Raw genomic sequence first — 14,461 nt, forward strand, 5'->3', positions numbered from 1 at the left:
TTGGCCTTTTTGTTAGTCCACAAGATCCGTGAACAGGTTGTCTGTTTCTGCGAAATCCAGCATCGCTTCTTCGATTGTGCCGGCATTGATGTCACGCACTTCCACGCGACCGTCGCCATAGCCGACCACAACAGCATCACAGATATCGATGAAGAGTCCGTTTTCAACCACGCCCGGCATCTGGTTGATTGCCAGAGCAAGCTGGCGTGCATCGCCGATCCGGTTGAGGTGCAAATCGAGGATGTGATTGCCCTCATCGGTCACAAAAGGCGCAGCGCCATTCATCCGCAATGTGCTTGTCCGGCCAAGCACATCCATGCTCACGAGGGTCTCTTCAATCAACGCCTGTGTGGTCTGCCAACCAAAGGGCACGACCTCCAGCGGCAACGGGAACGTACCGAGCGTTTCGACCTCTTTGCCCACATCAGCAATCACAACCATTTGATCGGAGGCGGTGGCTACGATCTTTTCCTGCAACAGCGCGCCGCCGCCACCTTTGATCAGATTGAGATCCGCATCAAACTCATCCGCGCCGTCAATGGTCACATCCAGCCACTTGGCTTCATCAAGGCTGATCACCTCGATGCCCACTTCCCGCGCCAGCTCGGCAGTGCGGGTGGAGGTCGGCACGCCTTTGATCCGCAAACCCTGATCGCGCACCATTTCGCCCAGGCAGCGCACCAGCCACGCCGCGGTTGATCCGGTGCCCAGCCCCACGCGCATGCCATCTTCGACATAGTCCGTGGCGCGTTTGGCGGCGACAAATTTGGCCTTGTCGATGGGCGACAATTCTCCGGTCATTGCGGCAACTCCCTGCATACTTTGCAGCTTTATAGAAAAGATGACCGCCGGGGGCGAGAGCCGATTGCTCTAAATTCCGTGCAATACGGTGCTTTTGGCGATTTCAGCGCCCAAAATCCGCTCAGCATGTCACAGCTGCCAGCCACATTGACCTTGGCGCCTGCTGCGTGTTTCCCATCGGAAACGTCGCTTTTGCGCCGCACCATCCCCCGTCCGCACGGATAAAACAGAGATATGACAGAGACCTTGCGCCTTCACTATGCCCCAGACAACGCCTCGCTGATCATTCGGCTGGCGCTGGAGGAGCTTGGTGCTGTCGTATGAGACCCTGCTTGTGGACCGGCGCAACAAGGCGCAATTCTCTCCCGATTATCTGGCCTTGAACCCCAATGGCACCATTCCGGTTCTGGAAACCCCTGACGGCGTTCTCTTTGAAACCGCAGCCATATCTGATGTGGCTATCGGAGAGCACCGGAAAGCCTTGGCACCACCACCCGGCACCCCGTTGCGCGCGCCGTTTCTCAAATGGATGTTCTGGTGCTCCAACACCTTCCAGATTGATCTGCGGCATTTCTTCTATCCTGAGAAATTCATCGGCGACGATCCTGATCATCAGGCGCAGCTGCGTAGAATTTTTCGCCAGCGCAAATCTGAGCAGGATCTGGCAGATTCTGGAAAACGGCCTCGCCCAGACTCCCGATCTGGCAGGCACAGAGACGCCCACTATTGCTCGATATCTATGTGCCCTGCTTGCTGCGCTGGACCAAACTTTACGCCGAATCTGCCCGACCACCGCTGGTTTGACATCAACCGCTACCCCACGCTCCTGCGTATTTGCAGCCGCGCCGAAGCGCGGGCCAGCACCCATGCCGCTCAGATCGCCGAAGGTCTGGGCCCGACACCCTTTACCAACCCCGCTCTAGCTGCACCGCCAGAAGGATCTGCCACCTAATGTTTCTCTCTGTCTTTGATATGTTCAAAGTGGGCGTTGGCCCCTCCTCCTCCCACACCATGGGCCCCATGGTTGCGGCCGCGCGCTTTCTTGATGTGCTGCGCGCCTCCCCCTTTGACGCCCACGGCCTGCGTGCAAGCCTGCACGGCTCTCTGGCCTTCACCGGCGTCGGCCACGCCACCGACCGCGCCACCATTCTGGGCCTCGCAGGCTTTCTGCCAGACAGCTATGACCACGAAAAAGCAGAAGCCACGCTGGAACAGATCCGCACCACCGGCCAGGTCCATCCCGAAGGCCTGCACCCGCTCGCCTTTGAGCCGCGCGAAGACCTCAAATTTGACTTCGGCCCCAATCTGCCGGGCCACGCCAACGGCATGATCCTCATGGCCACCGATGCGCAGGGCGACGTGATCCTGCAGGAAACCTACTACTCCATTGGCGGCGGCTTTGTGCTGACAGAGGCGGAACTGGCCGAAAGCGGCAAAGCCACCGACGAAGGCGCACCAATCCCCTACCCGTTCAAATCCGCAGCCGAAATGCTGGAGATGGCCGAACACTCCGGCAAATCCATTGCCGAGATGAAGCGCTCCAATGAAATCGCACGCGGCTGCACCGAAAGCCTCGCCAAGGGCTGCGCCCGGATCTGGCAGGTCATGAACGACTGTATTGAGCGCGGCCTGACCACCGATGGCACCCTGCCCGGCGGGCTCAACGTGCGCCGCCGCGCCAAAGGCATCCATGACGCGCTGCTGGCCGAACGCGGCATGAACCTCAACGCACCCCACACCATCAACGACTGGATGAGCGCCTATGCCATGGCGGTGAACGAAGAAAACGCCGCTGGCGGTCAGGTCGTGACCGCCCCCACCAATGGCGCGGCTGGTGTCATGCCTGCGGTGATCCGCTACTGGCTCGACCATGTGCCCGGCGCAAGCGCCAGCCGGGTCGACGAATTTCTGCTGACCGCCGCCGCCATCGGTGGGCTGGTGAAGTTCAACGCGTCCATTTCGGGTGCCGAGGCAGGCTGTCAGGCCGAAGTCGGCTCCGCATCCGCCATGGCCGCCGCGGGACTGTGCGCCGTGATGGGCGGCACGCCGGAACAGGTGGAAAACGCCGCCGAGATCGCGCTAGAGCACCACCTCGGCATGACCTGCGACCCGGTCAAAGGCCTGGTGCAGGTGCCCTGCATCGAACGCAACGGCCTTGGCGCGATCAAAGCTGTATCTGCCGCCTCCCTCGCCCTGCGCGGAGACGGCAAGCACTTTGTGCCGCTGGATTCCGTCATCGAAACCATGCGCCAGACCGGTGCCGACATGCACGAGAAAGTACAAAGAGACCTCTCTGGGTGGTCTGGCCGTCAACGTGCCAAACTGCTGACGCAGCACCAAACGGCCCGTTGTTGACAGACTAAACATCAGCTTACCGGCGGCGCCTCAGAGTGGCGCCGCTAAGGTTTTACAAAAACACACCCATCCGAAATCAACTCAGGCGGCGTGATGCACAACGCCCGCGCCACCTCAAAGGCCGCGAGCACTTTGGGCACATAGGCGCGCGTCTCGGGAAATGGCGGCACCCCGCCGTGGGTCGCGATGGAGTTTTCCCCCGCGTTATAGCCCGCCAGCACCAAAATCGGATCGCCTGAGAATTTCTCCATCAGAAAATCCAGATACCGAATGCCGCCGCCGATATTGTCCGCCCCGTCAAAGGCGTCCGCCACCTCAAAGCGCGCAGCGGTGTCCGGCATCAGCTGCATCAATCCTTGCGCCCCGGCCTTGCTGACCGCATCCGCCTGCCCCGCGCTCTCCACCGCAATCACCGCCAACACCAATGCGGGTGAAACAGTGGTGCCGATTGAGGCGAGCAAAATATCGGTGCCGTGATTTGCCGTAATTGCTTGCAGCGTCGCCAACCGCGGCGTCGCCAACCGCCCACCTTCCGGCGGATTGGAAAGCCGCTGCAACGCAGGCTCCAACCGCCCGGGACCACTGGCGGTCACAGCCGGTGAAATATCCTGCCAAAACCACGCCATAGTCTGTGCCGCCGGTGCTGCGATCGGCGCGTCTCCCTCAGCCTTCTGAGCCGCAAGCGCCGGTTCTGCAGGCGTGATTTGAACGGTAATGCGCTTGCTCTGCCCCGGAGCTGGCGGCTTCACCCTTTTGGCAGAGAAATCAGGAAAGGGCTTGGGGGCCTCCGCCGCCAGACCGGTTGCAAATCCCACACAACACATCAGCGCGCAGCGCCTTACCCACCTAAAATCAACCATTTATCAATCCTGCTCGGCGTATTTTTCTTCAGTCTCGCAAATTTCTCAGCTGCGGACCAGTTTTAGACAGCCGATTCCGCCCAAACCGACGCGGATTCGCGCCATCAACCAGCGAACCAAAGATTTATCCAAGCTGCTGGTTAATTTTTTTAACGTTTGAAAACATAAACTTAATTCTGAAAATTCAACATTTTCCAGATGATCCAAAATCGAGCCACTTGCGCCCAATTCCCGCCCCATTCGACGCGGATATTGCATCCATACCAAGTCGGGACGGCACAGGAGAGAGCTGCCACCATCCCCGACAAGGTGGCACAAATTCTTAGATCCTTTGGAGGGACACACCATGATCAAGTTCATCAAGAACTTCCGCAAAGACGAAGCTGGCGCAGTCACCGTAGACTGGGTTGTTCTGACCGCAGCCGTTGTTGGCCTCGCAGTTGCAGCATTCACTGCAATCGAAACCACCACTTCCGGTCTGACCACCGAAGCAGCCGCGGCACTGACCTCTGCTGACGCAACAACCAGCGCCATCGCAACAACCAGCAGCTCCAACTAATCCCTGAGAGCTTCTCATAGGAGCAGGACAGTCTAAAAGGCCTCGCCCTGCTCTATTGCCCCCCCCTTTACTGGAGAAATCCCATGATCAAGTTCATCAAAAACTTCCGCAAAGACGAAGCTGGCGCAGTCACCGTAGACTGGGTTGTTCTGACCGCAGCCGTTGTTGGCCTCGCAGTTGCAGCATTCACTGCAATCGAAACCACAACTTCCGGCCTGACCACTGAAGCAGCCGCGGCACTGACCTCTGCTGACGCAACAACCAGCACCATCGCAACAACCAGCAGCTCCAACTAATACCTGAGAGCTTCTCATAGGAGCAGGACAGCCTAAAAGGCCTCGCCCTGCTCTATTGCCCCCCTTTACTGGAGAAATCCCATGATCAAGTTCATCAAAAACTTCCGCAAAGACGAAGCTGGCGCTGTCACCGTAGACTGGGTTGTTCTGACCGCTGCCGTTGTTGGCCTCGCAGTTGCGGCATTCACTGCAATCGAAACCACCACTTCCGGCCTGACCACCGAAGCAGCCGCGGCACTTACCTCTGCTGACGCAACAACCAGCACCATCGCAACAACCAGCAGCTCTAACTAATTCTTGAAGAGCGCTCATAGGCCGGGCGCACTGCGATAAGCGGGGCGCCCGGCCTATCAATTTGATGACATCTCAACAGTCGGCGAGGAATTAAATGATCCGTTCTATGAAGTCTTTTAAAAACGATGAAGCGGGCGCGGTCACAGTTGACTGGGTCGTTCTGACAGCAGGTATTATTGGACTTGCGATCGTTGTTTTTGCAGCCATTGAGTCTGCGGCGCGCGCGCCGGTAACAGCTGCAGCGGTGACCCTGAATGCCGCAGACGCGACCAGCGCGGCAGTACCAACACAGTAACACCGCGCATCTGGCACGCTTTTATGGCTGAGCAGGCGTCCAATTTGGTCGCCTGTTTGTTTTTGCCAGTCAGCATCTTGCGCACTTCATCTAGAGACGTCACGAAACCTGTCCTTTGGCTCCCTGAATTCGCCACATTTGCCAAGCAATGTCATTCGTGAACCAGTCTGTGCGCCTTCTTTGCACAACGACACAAACACGAGGTGGGACCCATGCGTGGTATCTTTGCAGCCGTGCTGCTTTTCGGTCTGGGGATCGCGGGATTCGCGGTCTACATGGCACAAAACTACATCAAGGAAATCGACAAGCAGGCCGAGCTGGCCCGCAAAAACGCGCCGCCAACCGTCGAGCTGGTGGATGGCTTTATTGTCGCGCGCCAAATGAAGTTTGGTGAGAAGCTTGCCCTCAAAGACGTGCGCCGCACCAAATGGCCCAAAGCCGCCATGCCAGAGGGCATGTTCACAAACGCCGATGAGATCTTCCCTGACGGCGACAACAAACAACGTGTTGTCCTGCGCACCATGGAGAAAGGCGAGGTCCTGATCGCGGCCAAGCTGACCGAACCGGGTCAGGAAGCCGGCATTCGCTCCCGTCTGAAAGAGGGCGAGCGCGCCTTCACCATCAAGGTCGACGTCACCAGCGGCGTGTCCGGGCTGCTGCGCCCAGGCGACCGCGTGGATGTTTACTGGACCGGCGGCGTCGAAAACGACATCTCTCGCCGTGGCGACTTCACCAAACTCATCAAGCCTAATGTCAAACTGATCGCCGTGGATCAGTCCGTGAACGAAGAAATGGAAGGCGGCGGCATCGCCCGCACCGTGACCGTGGCCGTTGCCAGCGATCAAGTGCCTGCCCTGAACTTCGCGCAAAGCTCCGGCCGTCTGTCGCTCTCGCTTGTGGGCGCCGGGGATGACACGGTCGCCGAAGTGATCGAAGTCGACCAGAAACGCCTGCTGGGCATCGAAGATGCACCCGAACCGGAAGTGCGCGAGGTAGTTCAGGTGGAGCCGGAACGCGTGTGCTCCATCAAAACGCGCAAGGGCGGGAATGTGTCCACCATCCCGATCCCCTGCACGAACTGAACCAGAAAAATCAGGCTGGCCAGCGGTTCCAGCCCAATTCAAAGGCGCCCCGGATCGCGGGCGCCTTTTTCTTGTGTGGCCCTAGGCGACACACGTCTTACGGATGGAATGTGTCTGCCTGCACACAGCCCCACACATCAACAAGCCCGCCAAAGTCATTGATTCTTGCAATATTTACCAAACTGGCGCAGAGTGCTGCCAATTGTGGGCAAAAGACCCGCGAACTGAGGCGTGATCGAGAGGCAGGTCACAATGATTATGAGACGACTTATTGGCGCGACTCTTCTGGGCGTTGCCGTTGGGGTTATGCCGCTTATGGCGACCTCCACTGCTGCGGAAAGCCTTCGGGTGGTGCGCAGCGGCACAAACTCTTCACTTGGCGTACCGATGAACCGCGCCGTTGTGGTGGAAAGCGACGTTCCCTTTGCAGAGCTCTCAATTGCCAACCCGGCCATTGCAGATATCTCTTCTCTGTCGGACCGCACGATCTATGTGCTCGGCAAATCTCCGGGGATCACAACGCTCACCCTGCTTGATGCAACCGGCAGGCTGATCACCAATGTCGAGGTTCAGGTATCCCCTGACCTTAGCGAATTTAAAGAACGCCTGACCCAAATTCTCCCAGATGAGAAAATCGAAGTGCGCTCCGCCAATGATGGCATCGTCCTGTCGGGCACAGTCAGCTCTACGCAACGCCTTCAGCGTGCCCTGGATCTGGCAGAGCGTTATGCGCCAGAGCGTGTTTCAAACCTTTTGGTTGTTGGTGGCGTACAGCAGGTCTTGCTGAAAGTGCGGTTTGCCGAGATGCAGCGCAGTGTGTCCAAGGCTTTGGGCACCAGCCTTCAGATCTCCGGCTCAGGTGACATTATCGAAACCGGTCAATTCCTGTTGCCTCCTGCAGAAGGAGGAGGCGTCCAAGTTTCGACTGGCTCCACCGGCGCTGGCCTATTTAATCTGGACATCGGTGCATTCGAAGTGGGCGTATTGATTCAGGCCCTGGAGCGCAAAGGTCTGACACGCATGTTGGCAGAGCCCAACCTGTCAGCACTCTCAGGACAAGAGGCCAGCTTCCTTGCGGGCGGCGAATATCCCGTTCCCAGCCCCGGTGAAGACGGCGAAGTCAGCGTCGAATTCAAGCCGTTTGGCATCGAGTTGAACTTTATACCACGTGTGGTCGACGGCGATCTGATCAATCTGGAACTGGCAACAGCTGTCTCTGCTCTGGATACAGCAAACGGCATCGTGGCTGGCGGCCTTAACATCGCGGCCTTCACACGTCGCGAAGCCGCAACCACCGTTGAATTGCGCGACGGCGAAAGCTTTGCGATTGCGGGCCTGCTGGAAGACGATTTCCTGGACAACAATGCCCAGGTGCCTTGGCTCGGCGACATCCCAGTTCTGGGCACCCTGTTCCGCAGCGCCGACTATCAGCGGTCACAATCTGAACTGGTGATCATTGTAACGGCCCATCTGGTAACCCCCACCCGTGGCGAAGCGCTCGCGCTGCCCACAGATCGGATCAAGCCCCCCACAGAGCAGGAACTCTTCCTCTTTGGCCATGTGACCAGCAATACCAAGAAACAAACCGGTGCTGCAGGTGAAGTGGCCAAGCAGGATTTCAATGGCTCTTACGGCTACGTGATGGATTAAGGGAAGGACGCGACATGTTGAAGAAACTGGCAATCCTCACTCTTTTCCTCGCAGCCGCCTGTTCTGACGGCGACAACAGCGCCGTGCCGTCATGGTTCCGCGAAGCTGGTTCCGTCGTTGACAGCGGCACATTTGGCCAGGCCACCGTCAATAACCTTGGCATCCAGAATGGCGATCAAAGCTACGTCTTGAGCCTCGCCAACCGTTTCGCTGAAGAAGTGCCGGATATGGTGAACTTCCGCTTTGACAGCGCCGAACTTGATGAACAGGCGCGCGCCATCCTGCGCCAGCAGGCGGTCTGGATCAAACAGTTCCCTGAAGTGCGCTTCAAAGTCTATGGCCACACAGATGCGGTGGGCTCTAGCGCTTACAACAAACAGCTCGGCCTGCGTCGCGCACGCGCCGTTGTGGCCTACCTCGGATCCCAGGGCATCGGCAGCGACCGGCTTGAAGCGGTTGTTTCTCTCGGGAAAACCCAACCTCTCGTCGTGAGCCAGGGCCGCGAACGCCAGAACCGCCGGACCGTGACCGAAGTCACAGGTTTTGTGGATCGCCACCCCACCGTGCTTGACGGAAAATATGCCCAAATTGTCTATCGCGAATACGTGAACAGCGCCCTCCCGACGACGGCAATTTCCGGCCTCGCGGTTTCTGGCGGCGGCGAATAACACAAAGAGCCCAAAGTCGCTCACAAAACAAAGAGTTACACAAAGCCGGCCCTTGGGTCGGCTTTGTTTTGTTTGGGAAACGATCCCCGCCCCACCCGCTGATCGTCGCACAATTCCGCACAATTTCGGCTTTTTGGCCCCAATGTTGCCCCAGTTGAGGGGGATGTTCGTTCTTGAGGCAAAGTGCCCTTGCGAAGATTCGCGGCACTGGGGGCTTCCCTGAAGTCCAAACGCTGAACGAGGTGGGCACCTCTGCACAACATCACGCGCGTCAAGCGCAAGCGAACTAGAGGCTGAATATGAGTAGCGAACCGCTGCAAACTGATCAAAGTCCGATCCTGGCATGCACAATTTGCCGGGATGTGCAGAATTTTGAGCTTCTGATCGTGGACATGGAAGAGGCGCTTGGGGAGCAATGGGGCGACCTGGGGTTTGAAGACGCGCTTCCATTCATGGAGCAACCGGATGCCGAACATCTGGAATTTATTGCTCTGGCGATTGATGACATGGATGAAGACGCGCTGGACGATCTGACAGCGATCATCACAGAGGCACGCAACCGCAATATCCGCACGCTTCTGATTGCAGAGGATGTTACGCCCGCGTCCCTGCACCATTTGCTGCGCCACGGCGCTGACGAATTCATCCCCTACCCGCTGCCACCGGGCGAGCTTCAGGCCGCCATCGAAAAGTTGCGGACCACCACAACCGCCAAAGCCGCTGGACCGGAAAGCAAAGTCACCCTGTCAGCCTCCTCGGAATCCCGCGAAGGCGTGTTGATCGCCGTGCATGGTCTTGCAGGCGGCACCGGCGCGACCACTCTGGCCACCAATCTCGGCTGGGAGCTGGCAACCATTGGCGACACACCGCCAAGCGTCTGCCTGGTCGATCTCGATCTGCAGTTTGGCACCATGTCCACCTACCTGGATCTGCCACGCCCGGACTCGGTGTTTGAATTGATCACCGATACCGAAAGTATGGACAGCGACAGCTTCGGTCAGGCGCTGCAGAAATACGAAGACATCCTGCATGTGCTCACCGCGCCCGCAGACATCATCCCGCTGGATCTGGTTGGCCCCGAAGACATCGAGCGGGTGCTGGAAATGGCGCGCAAGCACTATGACTACGTGATCGTGGACATGCCCTCCACGCTTGTGCAGTGGTCCGAAGTCGTGCTGCAGGCGGCCCATGTCTACTTTGCGACCATGGAAATCGACATGCGCTCCGCGCAGAACGCAATGCGCCTGAAACGGGCTTTGCAGGCCGAAGACCTGCCGTTTGAAAAGCTGCGCTACGTGATGAACCGCGCGCCGAAATTTACAGATCTGGCGGGCAAAAGCCGCGTCAAGCGTCTGGCCGAAAGCCTGAGCATCTCCATCGATCTGCACCTGCCGGACGGCGGCAAGCAGATCGCGCAGGCCTCAGACCACGGCCAACCCCTCGCGGTCTCAGCGGCCAAAAACCCGCTGCGCAAGGAAATCGCCAAACTGGCCACCAGCCTGCACGCGCTCGATCAATCTGACGACAAAGCTGCCTAAAGAGGGATCACCCCATGTTCTCCCGCTATAAAAAAGCCGACGCCAAGCCCAGCGCCGCAGTCGCCCAAAAGGCGGCGGTCGCGCAGAAGAAAGCTGCAAAGCCCGCCCCCACGGCCCCTGCACCGGAAGCTGCGGTCGAGGCCAAAAAGATCATGCGCCGCCCGATGGCGCAGCAGGCCGCTGGCGAAGTGGTCGCGGGCGATAAGGAACGCCGCCGCAAGGAGCGGCTTGGGGAAATCAAACTTGAGCTGCACCGCGAGCTTCTGGACAACCTGAACCTTGCTGCGCTCGACAAAGCCTCCGAGCGGGAACTGCGCTCGGAAATCACGGCGATTGCCACCGAAGTGCTGCAGGAAAAGGCTATTGTCCTGAACCGCGAAGAGCGCACGACGGTCTTTCAGGAGCTCTATGACGAGGTCACGGGCCTTGGTCCGCTGGAAACCCTCCTGCAGGACGAAACCGTCAACGATATTCTCGTGAACGGCCCCAAGCAGATCTTTGTGGAACGCGCCGGCAAGCTGGAGCTGACCGATGTGGTTTTCAAAGACGAACGCCACCTGCTGCGCATCATCGACAAAATCGTCTCCGCCGTGGGGCGCCGGGTGGATGAATCCAATCCCTATGTGGACGCCCGCTTGGCCGATGGCTCGCGTTTTAACGCCATGGTCTCCCCGATTGCGGTGGACGGCTCGCTGGTCTCCATTCGTAAGTTCAAGAAAGACAAACTGGGCATCGACGATCTGGTGCGCTTTGGTGCCTTTTCCGAGGAAATGGCCGCCTATCTTCAGGCCGCCGTGGCCACGCGCCTCAATGTGATTGTGTCCGGTGGTACCGGCTCCGGTAAGACCACTACGCTCAACGCGCTCAGCTCTTTTATCGACAACGCCGAACGCATCCTGACCATCGAGGATACGGCGGAACTTCAGCTGCAGCAGACCCATGTGGGCCGGATGGAAAGCCGCCCGCCCAACGTGGAAGGCAAAGGCGAAGTCTCCCCGCGCGACTGTCTCAAAAACGCGCTGCGGATGCGTCCTGACCGCATCATCGTGGGCGAGACCCGCGGCGAAGAAGTGATCGACATGCTGCAGGCCATGAACACCGGTCACGACGGCTCCATGACCACGATCCACGCCAACAACGCGCGCGATGGTATCTCCCGTCTGGAAAACATGATCGCCATGGCCGGGATCGAAATGCCGATCAAAGCGGTGCGCAGCCAGATTTCTTCGGCGGTCAACCTGATCGTACAGGCCTCCCGTCTTCAAGACGGCTCGCGCCGGATGACCTCCATCACCGAGATCACCGGCATGGAGGGCGATGTGATTTCCATGCAGGAGATCTTCCGCTTCCAGCGTACCGGCCTGACGCCGGAAAACAAGATTATCGGTCACTTCACCGCCACCGGCGTGCGCAGCCACTATTCCGAGCGCTTCCGCCTCTGGGGTTATGACCTGCCACCTGAAATTTACGAACCGTCTGCGGGGTAAGACGACATGCCATTCTCACCCGAACTCATTGTCTACGGGCTTATCTTTGTGGGTGTCTTCGTTCTGGTCGAAGGCATCTACCTGACTGTTTTTGGCAAATCGATCAGCCTGAACAGCCGCGTCAACCGACGCCTTGAGATGCTCGACAAGGGCGCCAAGCGCGAAGAGGTGCTGGAACAGCTCCGCAAGGAGATGAAGCAACACACCGAAAACCGCGGCATCCCGCTCTATTCGGTGCTGGCTGAAAAGGCCCAGAAAGCGGCCATCGCCTTCTCGCCACAACAGCTGATCCTGATCATGGTCGCGCTCACCATCTTTGCCTTTGTGGGTCTCTCCGTCGGCACGCAAACAGGCACTGTGACCCGCGCCGCCATCAGCGTGATGATGGGGGTTGGCGGCGTCTTCACCTGGGTGTCGATGAAGGCCAACAAACGCATTTCTCTGATCGAAGAGCAGCTGCCTGACGCCATCGAACTCATGGTGCGCAGCCTGCGGGTGGGCCACCCGTTCTCCTCCGCCATTCAGATCGTGTCCAAGGAAATCGAAGACCCGCTGGCCACCGAATTTGGTGTGATCGCCGATGAGGCCGCCTATGGCCGCGACATGGGCGACGCGCTCAAGGATATGGCCGAACGCCTAGACATGCAGGACATGCGCTTTCTGTCTGTGGCCGTGACCATCCAGCAGCAATCCGGTGGTAACCTCGCGGAAATCCTCGCCGGCCTGTCCAAGGTGATCCGCGCTCGCTTCCGCCTGTTCCGCCGCGTGAAAGCCATCACCGCCGAGGCGAAATGGTCTGGCAAATTCCTGTCCGCCTTCCCGGTTCTGGCGCTGATCGTGATCAACGTGATGGACCCGAACTACTACGACGAAGTCAAAGACCACTGGCTCTACATTCCCGGCTGTATCGCCGTGGGCATGTTCCTTGGCCTGAACCTCATCGTGATGAAAATCCTGACCAACATCAAAGTTTGAGGAGAAATCCCTATGACCACTATGGAAGCCTTGAACCTGATGTTGACCGACATGATCGGTCCCCAAGGTCCCCTACTCGCTGTTCTGGTGCTTGGCGGCTTCTTTGCCCTGCTGGTTTTCGCCATGATGGTCGCCCGTCAGGATGACCCCATCGAAAAGCTCAAGCGCGCGCAAAGCGGCAAGACAGACACCAAGAAATCACAACAGGACAAGCTGCGCCGCAAGGCGGCCAACGCCAAACTCGACAAATACAAAGCCTTCCTGGAGCCTCAAAGCGAAGAGGAACTGAGCTCTGTCCGCCTCAAACTGATGCAGGCAGGCTACCCCTCCCGCGACGCGGTGCGCGCTTATCACCTGGCGCAGTTTCTTCTGGGCATCGGCGGTCTGATCTTGGGTGTGAGCTACTTCATTTTTGTGAAGCAGACCCCGGACTCCAGCACCACCGACATGATGCTCTGGACCCTTGGTCCCGGTGCGGCAGGCTACATGCTGCCAAAATACTGGGTGACCCGCCGCGTTGAAGAGCGCAAAGAGGAAATCACCGCAGGCTTCCCTGACAGCCTCGATATGATGCTGGTTTGCGTGGAAGCCGGTCAGTCGCTCGATCAATCCATCGTTCGCGTTGCGGCCGAGTTGCGCGCCTCCTATCCGGCGCTCAGCCAGGAATTTCAGATCGTCGCGCAGGAGATGAAAGCCGGTAAGGACAAATCTCAGGTGCTCTCTGACATGGGCGAGCGCTGCGGCGTGCAGGATGTGTCCTCCTTTGTGACCGTGCTGATCCAGTCCGCCACCTTTGGTACCTCGATTGCCGAGGCCCTGCGGGTCTATGCCGGAGAGATGCGTGACAAACGTGTGATGCGGGCGGAAGAGGCGGCAAACAAGTTGCCAACAAAGATGACATTGGCCACAATGATGCTCACAGTGCCGCCGCTGTTGATCATTCTGGTCAGCCCATCCGTGATCGGGATCACACAGCTCGGCCAATAAGGCAAAACGAGCAAAAGCAAAAAAGATGACAGGTTTTCGGGCCTGCGCCCTTATCGCAGCATTTTCACTGGCCGCCTGTGACACGGGCGGCCTTGGGGCGTCCAAAGACAGCCCCTACGCGCCCGCCGTGGACCGCTCTGAACCGGCGGTTGACGGTTTGCTTGTGGGCTGGCGCCTGATGGATGCGGGCGAATATGAGCTGGCCATGGACGCCTTTGTGCGCGCCGCCGTGGATCAGGGCCGCACCCCCGAGGTGATCTCTGCTGTCGGCACCGCCAATTTGGTCATGGGCCGCTTGGGACAGGCGGAAACCATGCTGCGCGAGGCCACACAGGCGGACGACACAAACCCCGAAACCTGGAACAATCTTGGCGTTGCGCTGATGGAACAGGGCAAAAACGCCGAGGCCGAACAGATCCTCAGACGGGCCTATGCGCTGGACAATGGCGAAAGTGACGCAATCCGGGATAATTTGCGCTTAGCGCTCGCAAAATCGAATCAACCCAGCTATGCTGACGAAAAACCACAAGAATATAAGTTGGTTCGACGGGGCAGCAGTGACTATCTCATCCGTCAGACACCATAGTTGAAGGCACGAGCAGCAAAGGACGCAA

General features: G+C 58.6%; 16 protein-coding genes and 1 pseudogene. 14 read left to right on the forward strand and 3 right to left on the reverse strand.

The window, feature by feature from the left end; all coding sequences use genetic code 11:
* Positions 1–12 precede the first annotated feature (12 nt).
* Entirely contained in the window at positions 13–801 is a 789-nt protein-coding gene (gene rpiA / locus ACO07T_RS06485; RefSeq protein WP_209065804.1) for a ribose-5-phosphate isomerase RpiA, read from the reverse strand.
* A 310-nt stretch (positions 802–1,111) separates the two neighbouring features.
* Here rpiA and ACO07T_RS06490 point away from each other — a divergent pair, with 310 nt between their 5' ends.
* Positions 1,112–1,753 carry a glutathione S-transferase family protein gene (locus ACO07T_RS06490; RefSeq protein WP_422048736.1) on the forward strand — a complete coding sequence of 214 codons (642 nt, stop codon included), beginning with the start codon at positions 1,112–1,114 and terminating at the stop codon, positions 1,751–1,753.
* Positions 1,753–3,130 (forward strand): annotated as a pseudogene (locus ACO07T_RS06495) (L-serine ammonia-lyase). The gene ACO07T_RS06490 and the pseudogene ACO07T_RS06495 overlap by 1 nt, the downstream one beginning before the upstream one ends.
* A gap of 70 nt (positions 3,131–3,200) precedes the next feature.
* On the opposite strand, the gene ACO07T_RS06500 reads toward ACO07T_RS06495, so the two are convergent.
* A complete protein-coding gene (locus tag ACO07T_RS06500) occupies positions 3,201–3,980 on the reverse strand; it encodes a lytic transglycosylase domain-containing protein (protein WP_422048943.1) in 780 nt (259 codons plus the stop codon).
* An 81-nt stretch (positions 3,981–4,061) separates the two neighbouring features.
* A complete protein-coding gene (locus ACO07T_RS06505; protein WP_422048737.1) occupies positions 4,062–4,376 on the reverse strand; it encodes a hypothetical protein in 315 nt (104 codons plus the stop codon).
* Here ACO07T_RS06505 and ACO07T_RS06510 point away from each other — a divergent pair.
* The 12 genes from ACO07T_RS06510 to ACO07T_RS06565 all read left to right on the forward strand — a co-directional run bounded on the left by ACO07T_RS06510 (position 4,363) and on the right by ACO07T_RS06565 (position 14,433).
* Positions 4,363–4,575, forward strand: a complete 213-nt coding sequence (locus ACO07T_RS06510; protein ID WP_209065800.1) for a hypothetical protein — start codon at positions 4,363–4,365, stop codon at positions 4,573–4,575. The two genes, ACO07T_RS06505 and ACO07T_RS06510, sit on opposite strands and share 14 nt — an antisense overlap.
* 83 nt (positions 4,576–4,658) lie before the next feature.
* Positions 4,659–4,871, forward strand: coding sequence for a hypothetical protein (locus tag ACO07T_RS06515; RefSeq protein WP_209064500.1), 213 nt, complete (start codon positions 4,659–4,661; stop codon positions 4,869–4,871).
* An 81-nt stretch (positions 4,872–4,952) separates the two neighbouring features.
* Positions 4,953–5,165 (forward strand): hypothetical protein, encoded by a 213-nt coding sequence (locus ACO07T_RS06520; RefSeq protein ID WP_209064500.1) that lies wholly within the window; start codon positions 4,953–4,955, stop codon positions 5,163–5,165.
* A gap of 94 nt (positions 5,166–5,259) precedes the next feature.
* Entirely contained in the window at positions 5,260–5,460 is a 201-nt protein-coding gene (locus ACO07T_RS06525; protein ID WP_209064498.1) for a hypothetical protein, read from the forward strand.
* A gap of 212 nt (positions 5,461–5,672) precedes the next feature.
* A complete protein-coding gene (cpaB, locus tag ACO07T_RS06530) occupies positions 5,673–6,542 on the forward strand; it encodes a Flp pilus assembly protein CpaB (RefSeq protein WP_209064495.1) in 870 nt (289 codons plus the stop codon).
* Positions 6,543–6,794: 252 nt separating this feature from the next.
* Positions 6,795–8,192 (forward strand): type II and III secretion system protein family protein, encoded by a 1,398-nt coding sequence (locus ACO07T_RS06535; RefSeq protein ID WP_209064493.1) that lies wholly within the window; start codon positions 6,795–6,797, stop codon positions 8,190–8,192.
* A 14-nt stretch (positions 8,193–8,206) separates the two neighbouring features.
* Complete coding sequence (locus ACO07T_RS06540; RefSeq protein WP_209087495.1) at positions 8,207–8,860, forward strand: OmpA family protein; 654 nt, start codon at positions 8,207–8,209, stop codon at positions 8,858–8,860.
* A gap of 299 nt (positions 8,861–9,159) precedes the next feature.
* On the forward strand, positions 9,160–10,398 hold the full coding sequence (locus ACO07T_RS06545) for an AAA family ATPase (RefSeq protein WP_209087497.1): 1,239 nt from the start codon (positions 9,160–9,162) through the stop codon (positions 10,396–10,398).
* A gap of 14 nt (positions 10,399–10,412) precedes the next feature.
* The gene (locus ACO07T_RS06550) at positions 10,413–11,885 is read left to right on the forward strand and encodes a CpaF family protein (protein WP_422048738.1); all 1,473 of its coding nucleotides are present in this window, start codon (positions 10,413–10,415) and stop codon (positions 11,883–11,885) included.
* 6 nt (positions 11,886–11,891) lie between these two features.
* The gene (locus ACO07T_RS06555; protein ID WP_209079627.1) at positions 11,892–12,860 is read left to right on the forward strand and encodes a type II secretion system F family protein; all 969 of its coding nucleotides are present in this window, start codon (positions 11,892–11,894) and stop codon (positions 12,858–12,860) included.
* 12 nt (positions 12,861–12,872) lie between these two features.
* A complete protein-coding gene (locus ACO07T_RS06560; RefSeq protein ID WP_422048739.1) occupies positions 12,873–13,847 on the forward strand; it encodes a type II secretion system F family protein in 975 nt (324 codons plus the stop codon).
* 25 nt (positions 13,848–13,872) lie between these two features.
* A complete protein-coding gene (locus ACO07T_RS06565) occupies positions 13,873–14,433 on the forward strand; it encodes a tetratricopeptide repeat protein (RefSeq protein ID WP_209064481.1) in 561 nt (186 codons plus the stop codon).
* Positions 14,434–14,461 lie beyond the last annotated feature (28 nt).

This window comes from Shimia sp. (assembly GCF_965227725.1).
Taxonomy (GTDB): domain Bacteria; phylum Pseudomonadota; class Alphaproteobacteria; order Rhodobacterales; family Rhodobacteraceae; genus Shimia.

What these genes read in the sequence shown, in the direction of transcription:
- rpiA (WP_209065804.1), bottom strand. Translation starts at nt 801, where the DNA reads ATGACCGGAGAATTGTCGCCCATCGACAAGGCCAAATTTGTCGCCGCC.
- ACO07T_RS06500 (WP_422048943.1), bottom strand. Translation starts at nt 3,980, where the DNA reads ATGTGTTGTGTGGGATTTGCAACCGGTCTGGCGGCGGAGGCCCCCAAG.
- ACO07T_RS06510 (WP_209065800.1), top strand. Translation starts at nt 4,363, where the DNA reads ATGATCAAGTTCATCAAGAACTTCCGCAAAGACGAAGCTGGCGCAGTC.
- ACO07T_RS06505 (WP_422048737.1), bottom strand. Translation starts at nt 4,376, where the DNA reads ATGAACTTGATCATGGTGTGTCCCTCCAAAGGATCTAAGAATTTGTGC.
- ACO07T_RS06515 (WP_209064500.1), top strand. Translation starts at nt 4,659, where the DNA reads ATGATCAAGTTCATCAAAAACTTCCGCAAAGACGAAGCTGGCGCAGTC.
- ACO07T_RS06520 (WP_209064500.1), top strand. Translation starts at nt 4,953, where the DNA reads ATGATCAAGTTCATCAAAAACTTCCGCAAAGACGAAGCTGGCGCTGTC.
- ACO07T_RS06525 (WP_209064498.1), top strand. Translation starts at nt 5,260, where the DNA reads ATGATCCGTTCTATGAAGTCTTTTAAAAACGATGAAGCGGGCGCGGTC.
- cpaB (WP_209064495.1), top strand. Translation starts at nt 5,673, where the DNA reads ATGCGTGGTATCTTTGCAGCCGTGCTGCTTTTCGGTCTGGGGATCGCG.
- ACO07T_RS06535 (WP_209064493.1), top strand. Translation starts at nt 6,795, where the DNA reads ATGATTATGAGACGACTTATTGGCGCGACTCTTCTGGGCGTTGCCGTT.
- ACO07T_RS06540 (WP_209087495.1), top strand. Translation starts at nt 8,207, where the DNA reads ATGTTGAAGAAACTGGCAATCCTCACTCTTTTCCTCGCAGCCGCCTGT.
- ACO07T_RS06545 (WP_209087497.1), top strand. Translation starts at nt 9,160, where the DNA reads ATGAGTAGCGAACCGCTGCAAACTGATCAAAGTCCGATCCTGGCATGC.
- ACO07T_RS06550 (WP_422048738.1), top strand. Translation starts at nt 10,413, where the DNA reads ATGTTCTCCCGCTATAAAAAAGCCGACGCCAAGCCCAGCGCCGCAGTC.
- ACO07T_RS06555 (WP_209079627.1), top strand. Translation starts at nt 11,892, where the DNA reads ATGCCATTCTCACCCGAACTCATTGTCTACGGGCTTATCTTTGTGGGT.
- ACO07T_RS06560 (WP_422048739.1), top strand. Translation starts at nt 12,873, where the DNA reads ATGACCACTATGGAAGCCTTGAACCTGATGTTGACCGACATGATCGGT.
- ACO07T_RS06565 (WP_209064481.1), top strand. Translation starts at nt 13,873, where the DNA reads ATGACAGGTTTTCGGGCCTGCGCCCTTATCGCAGCATTTTCACTGGCC.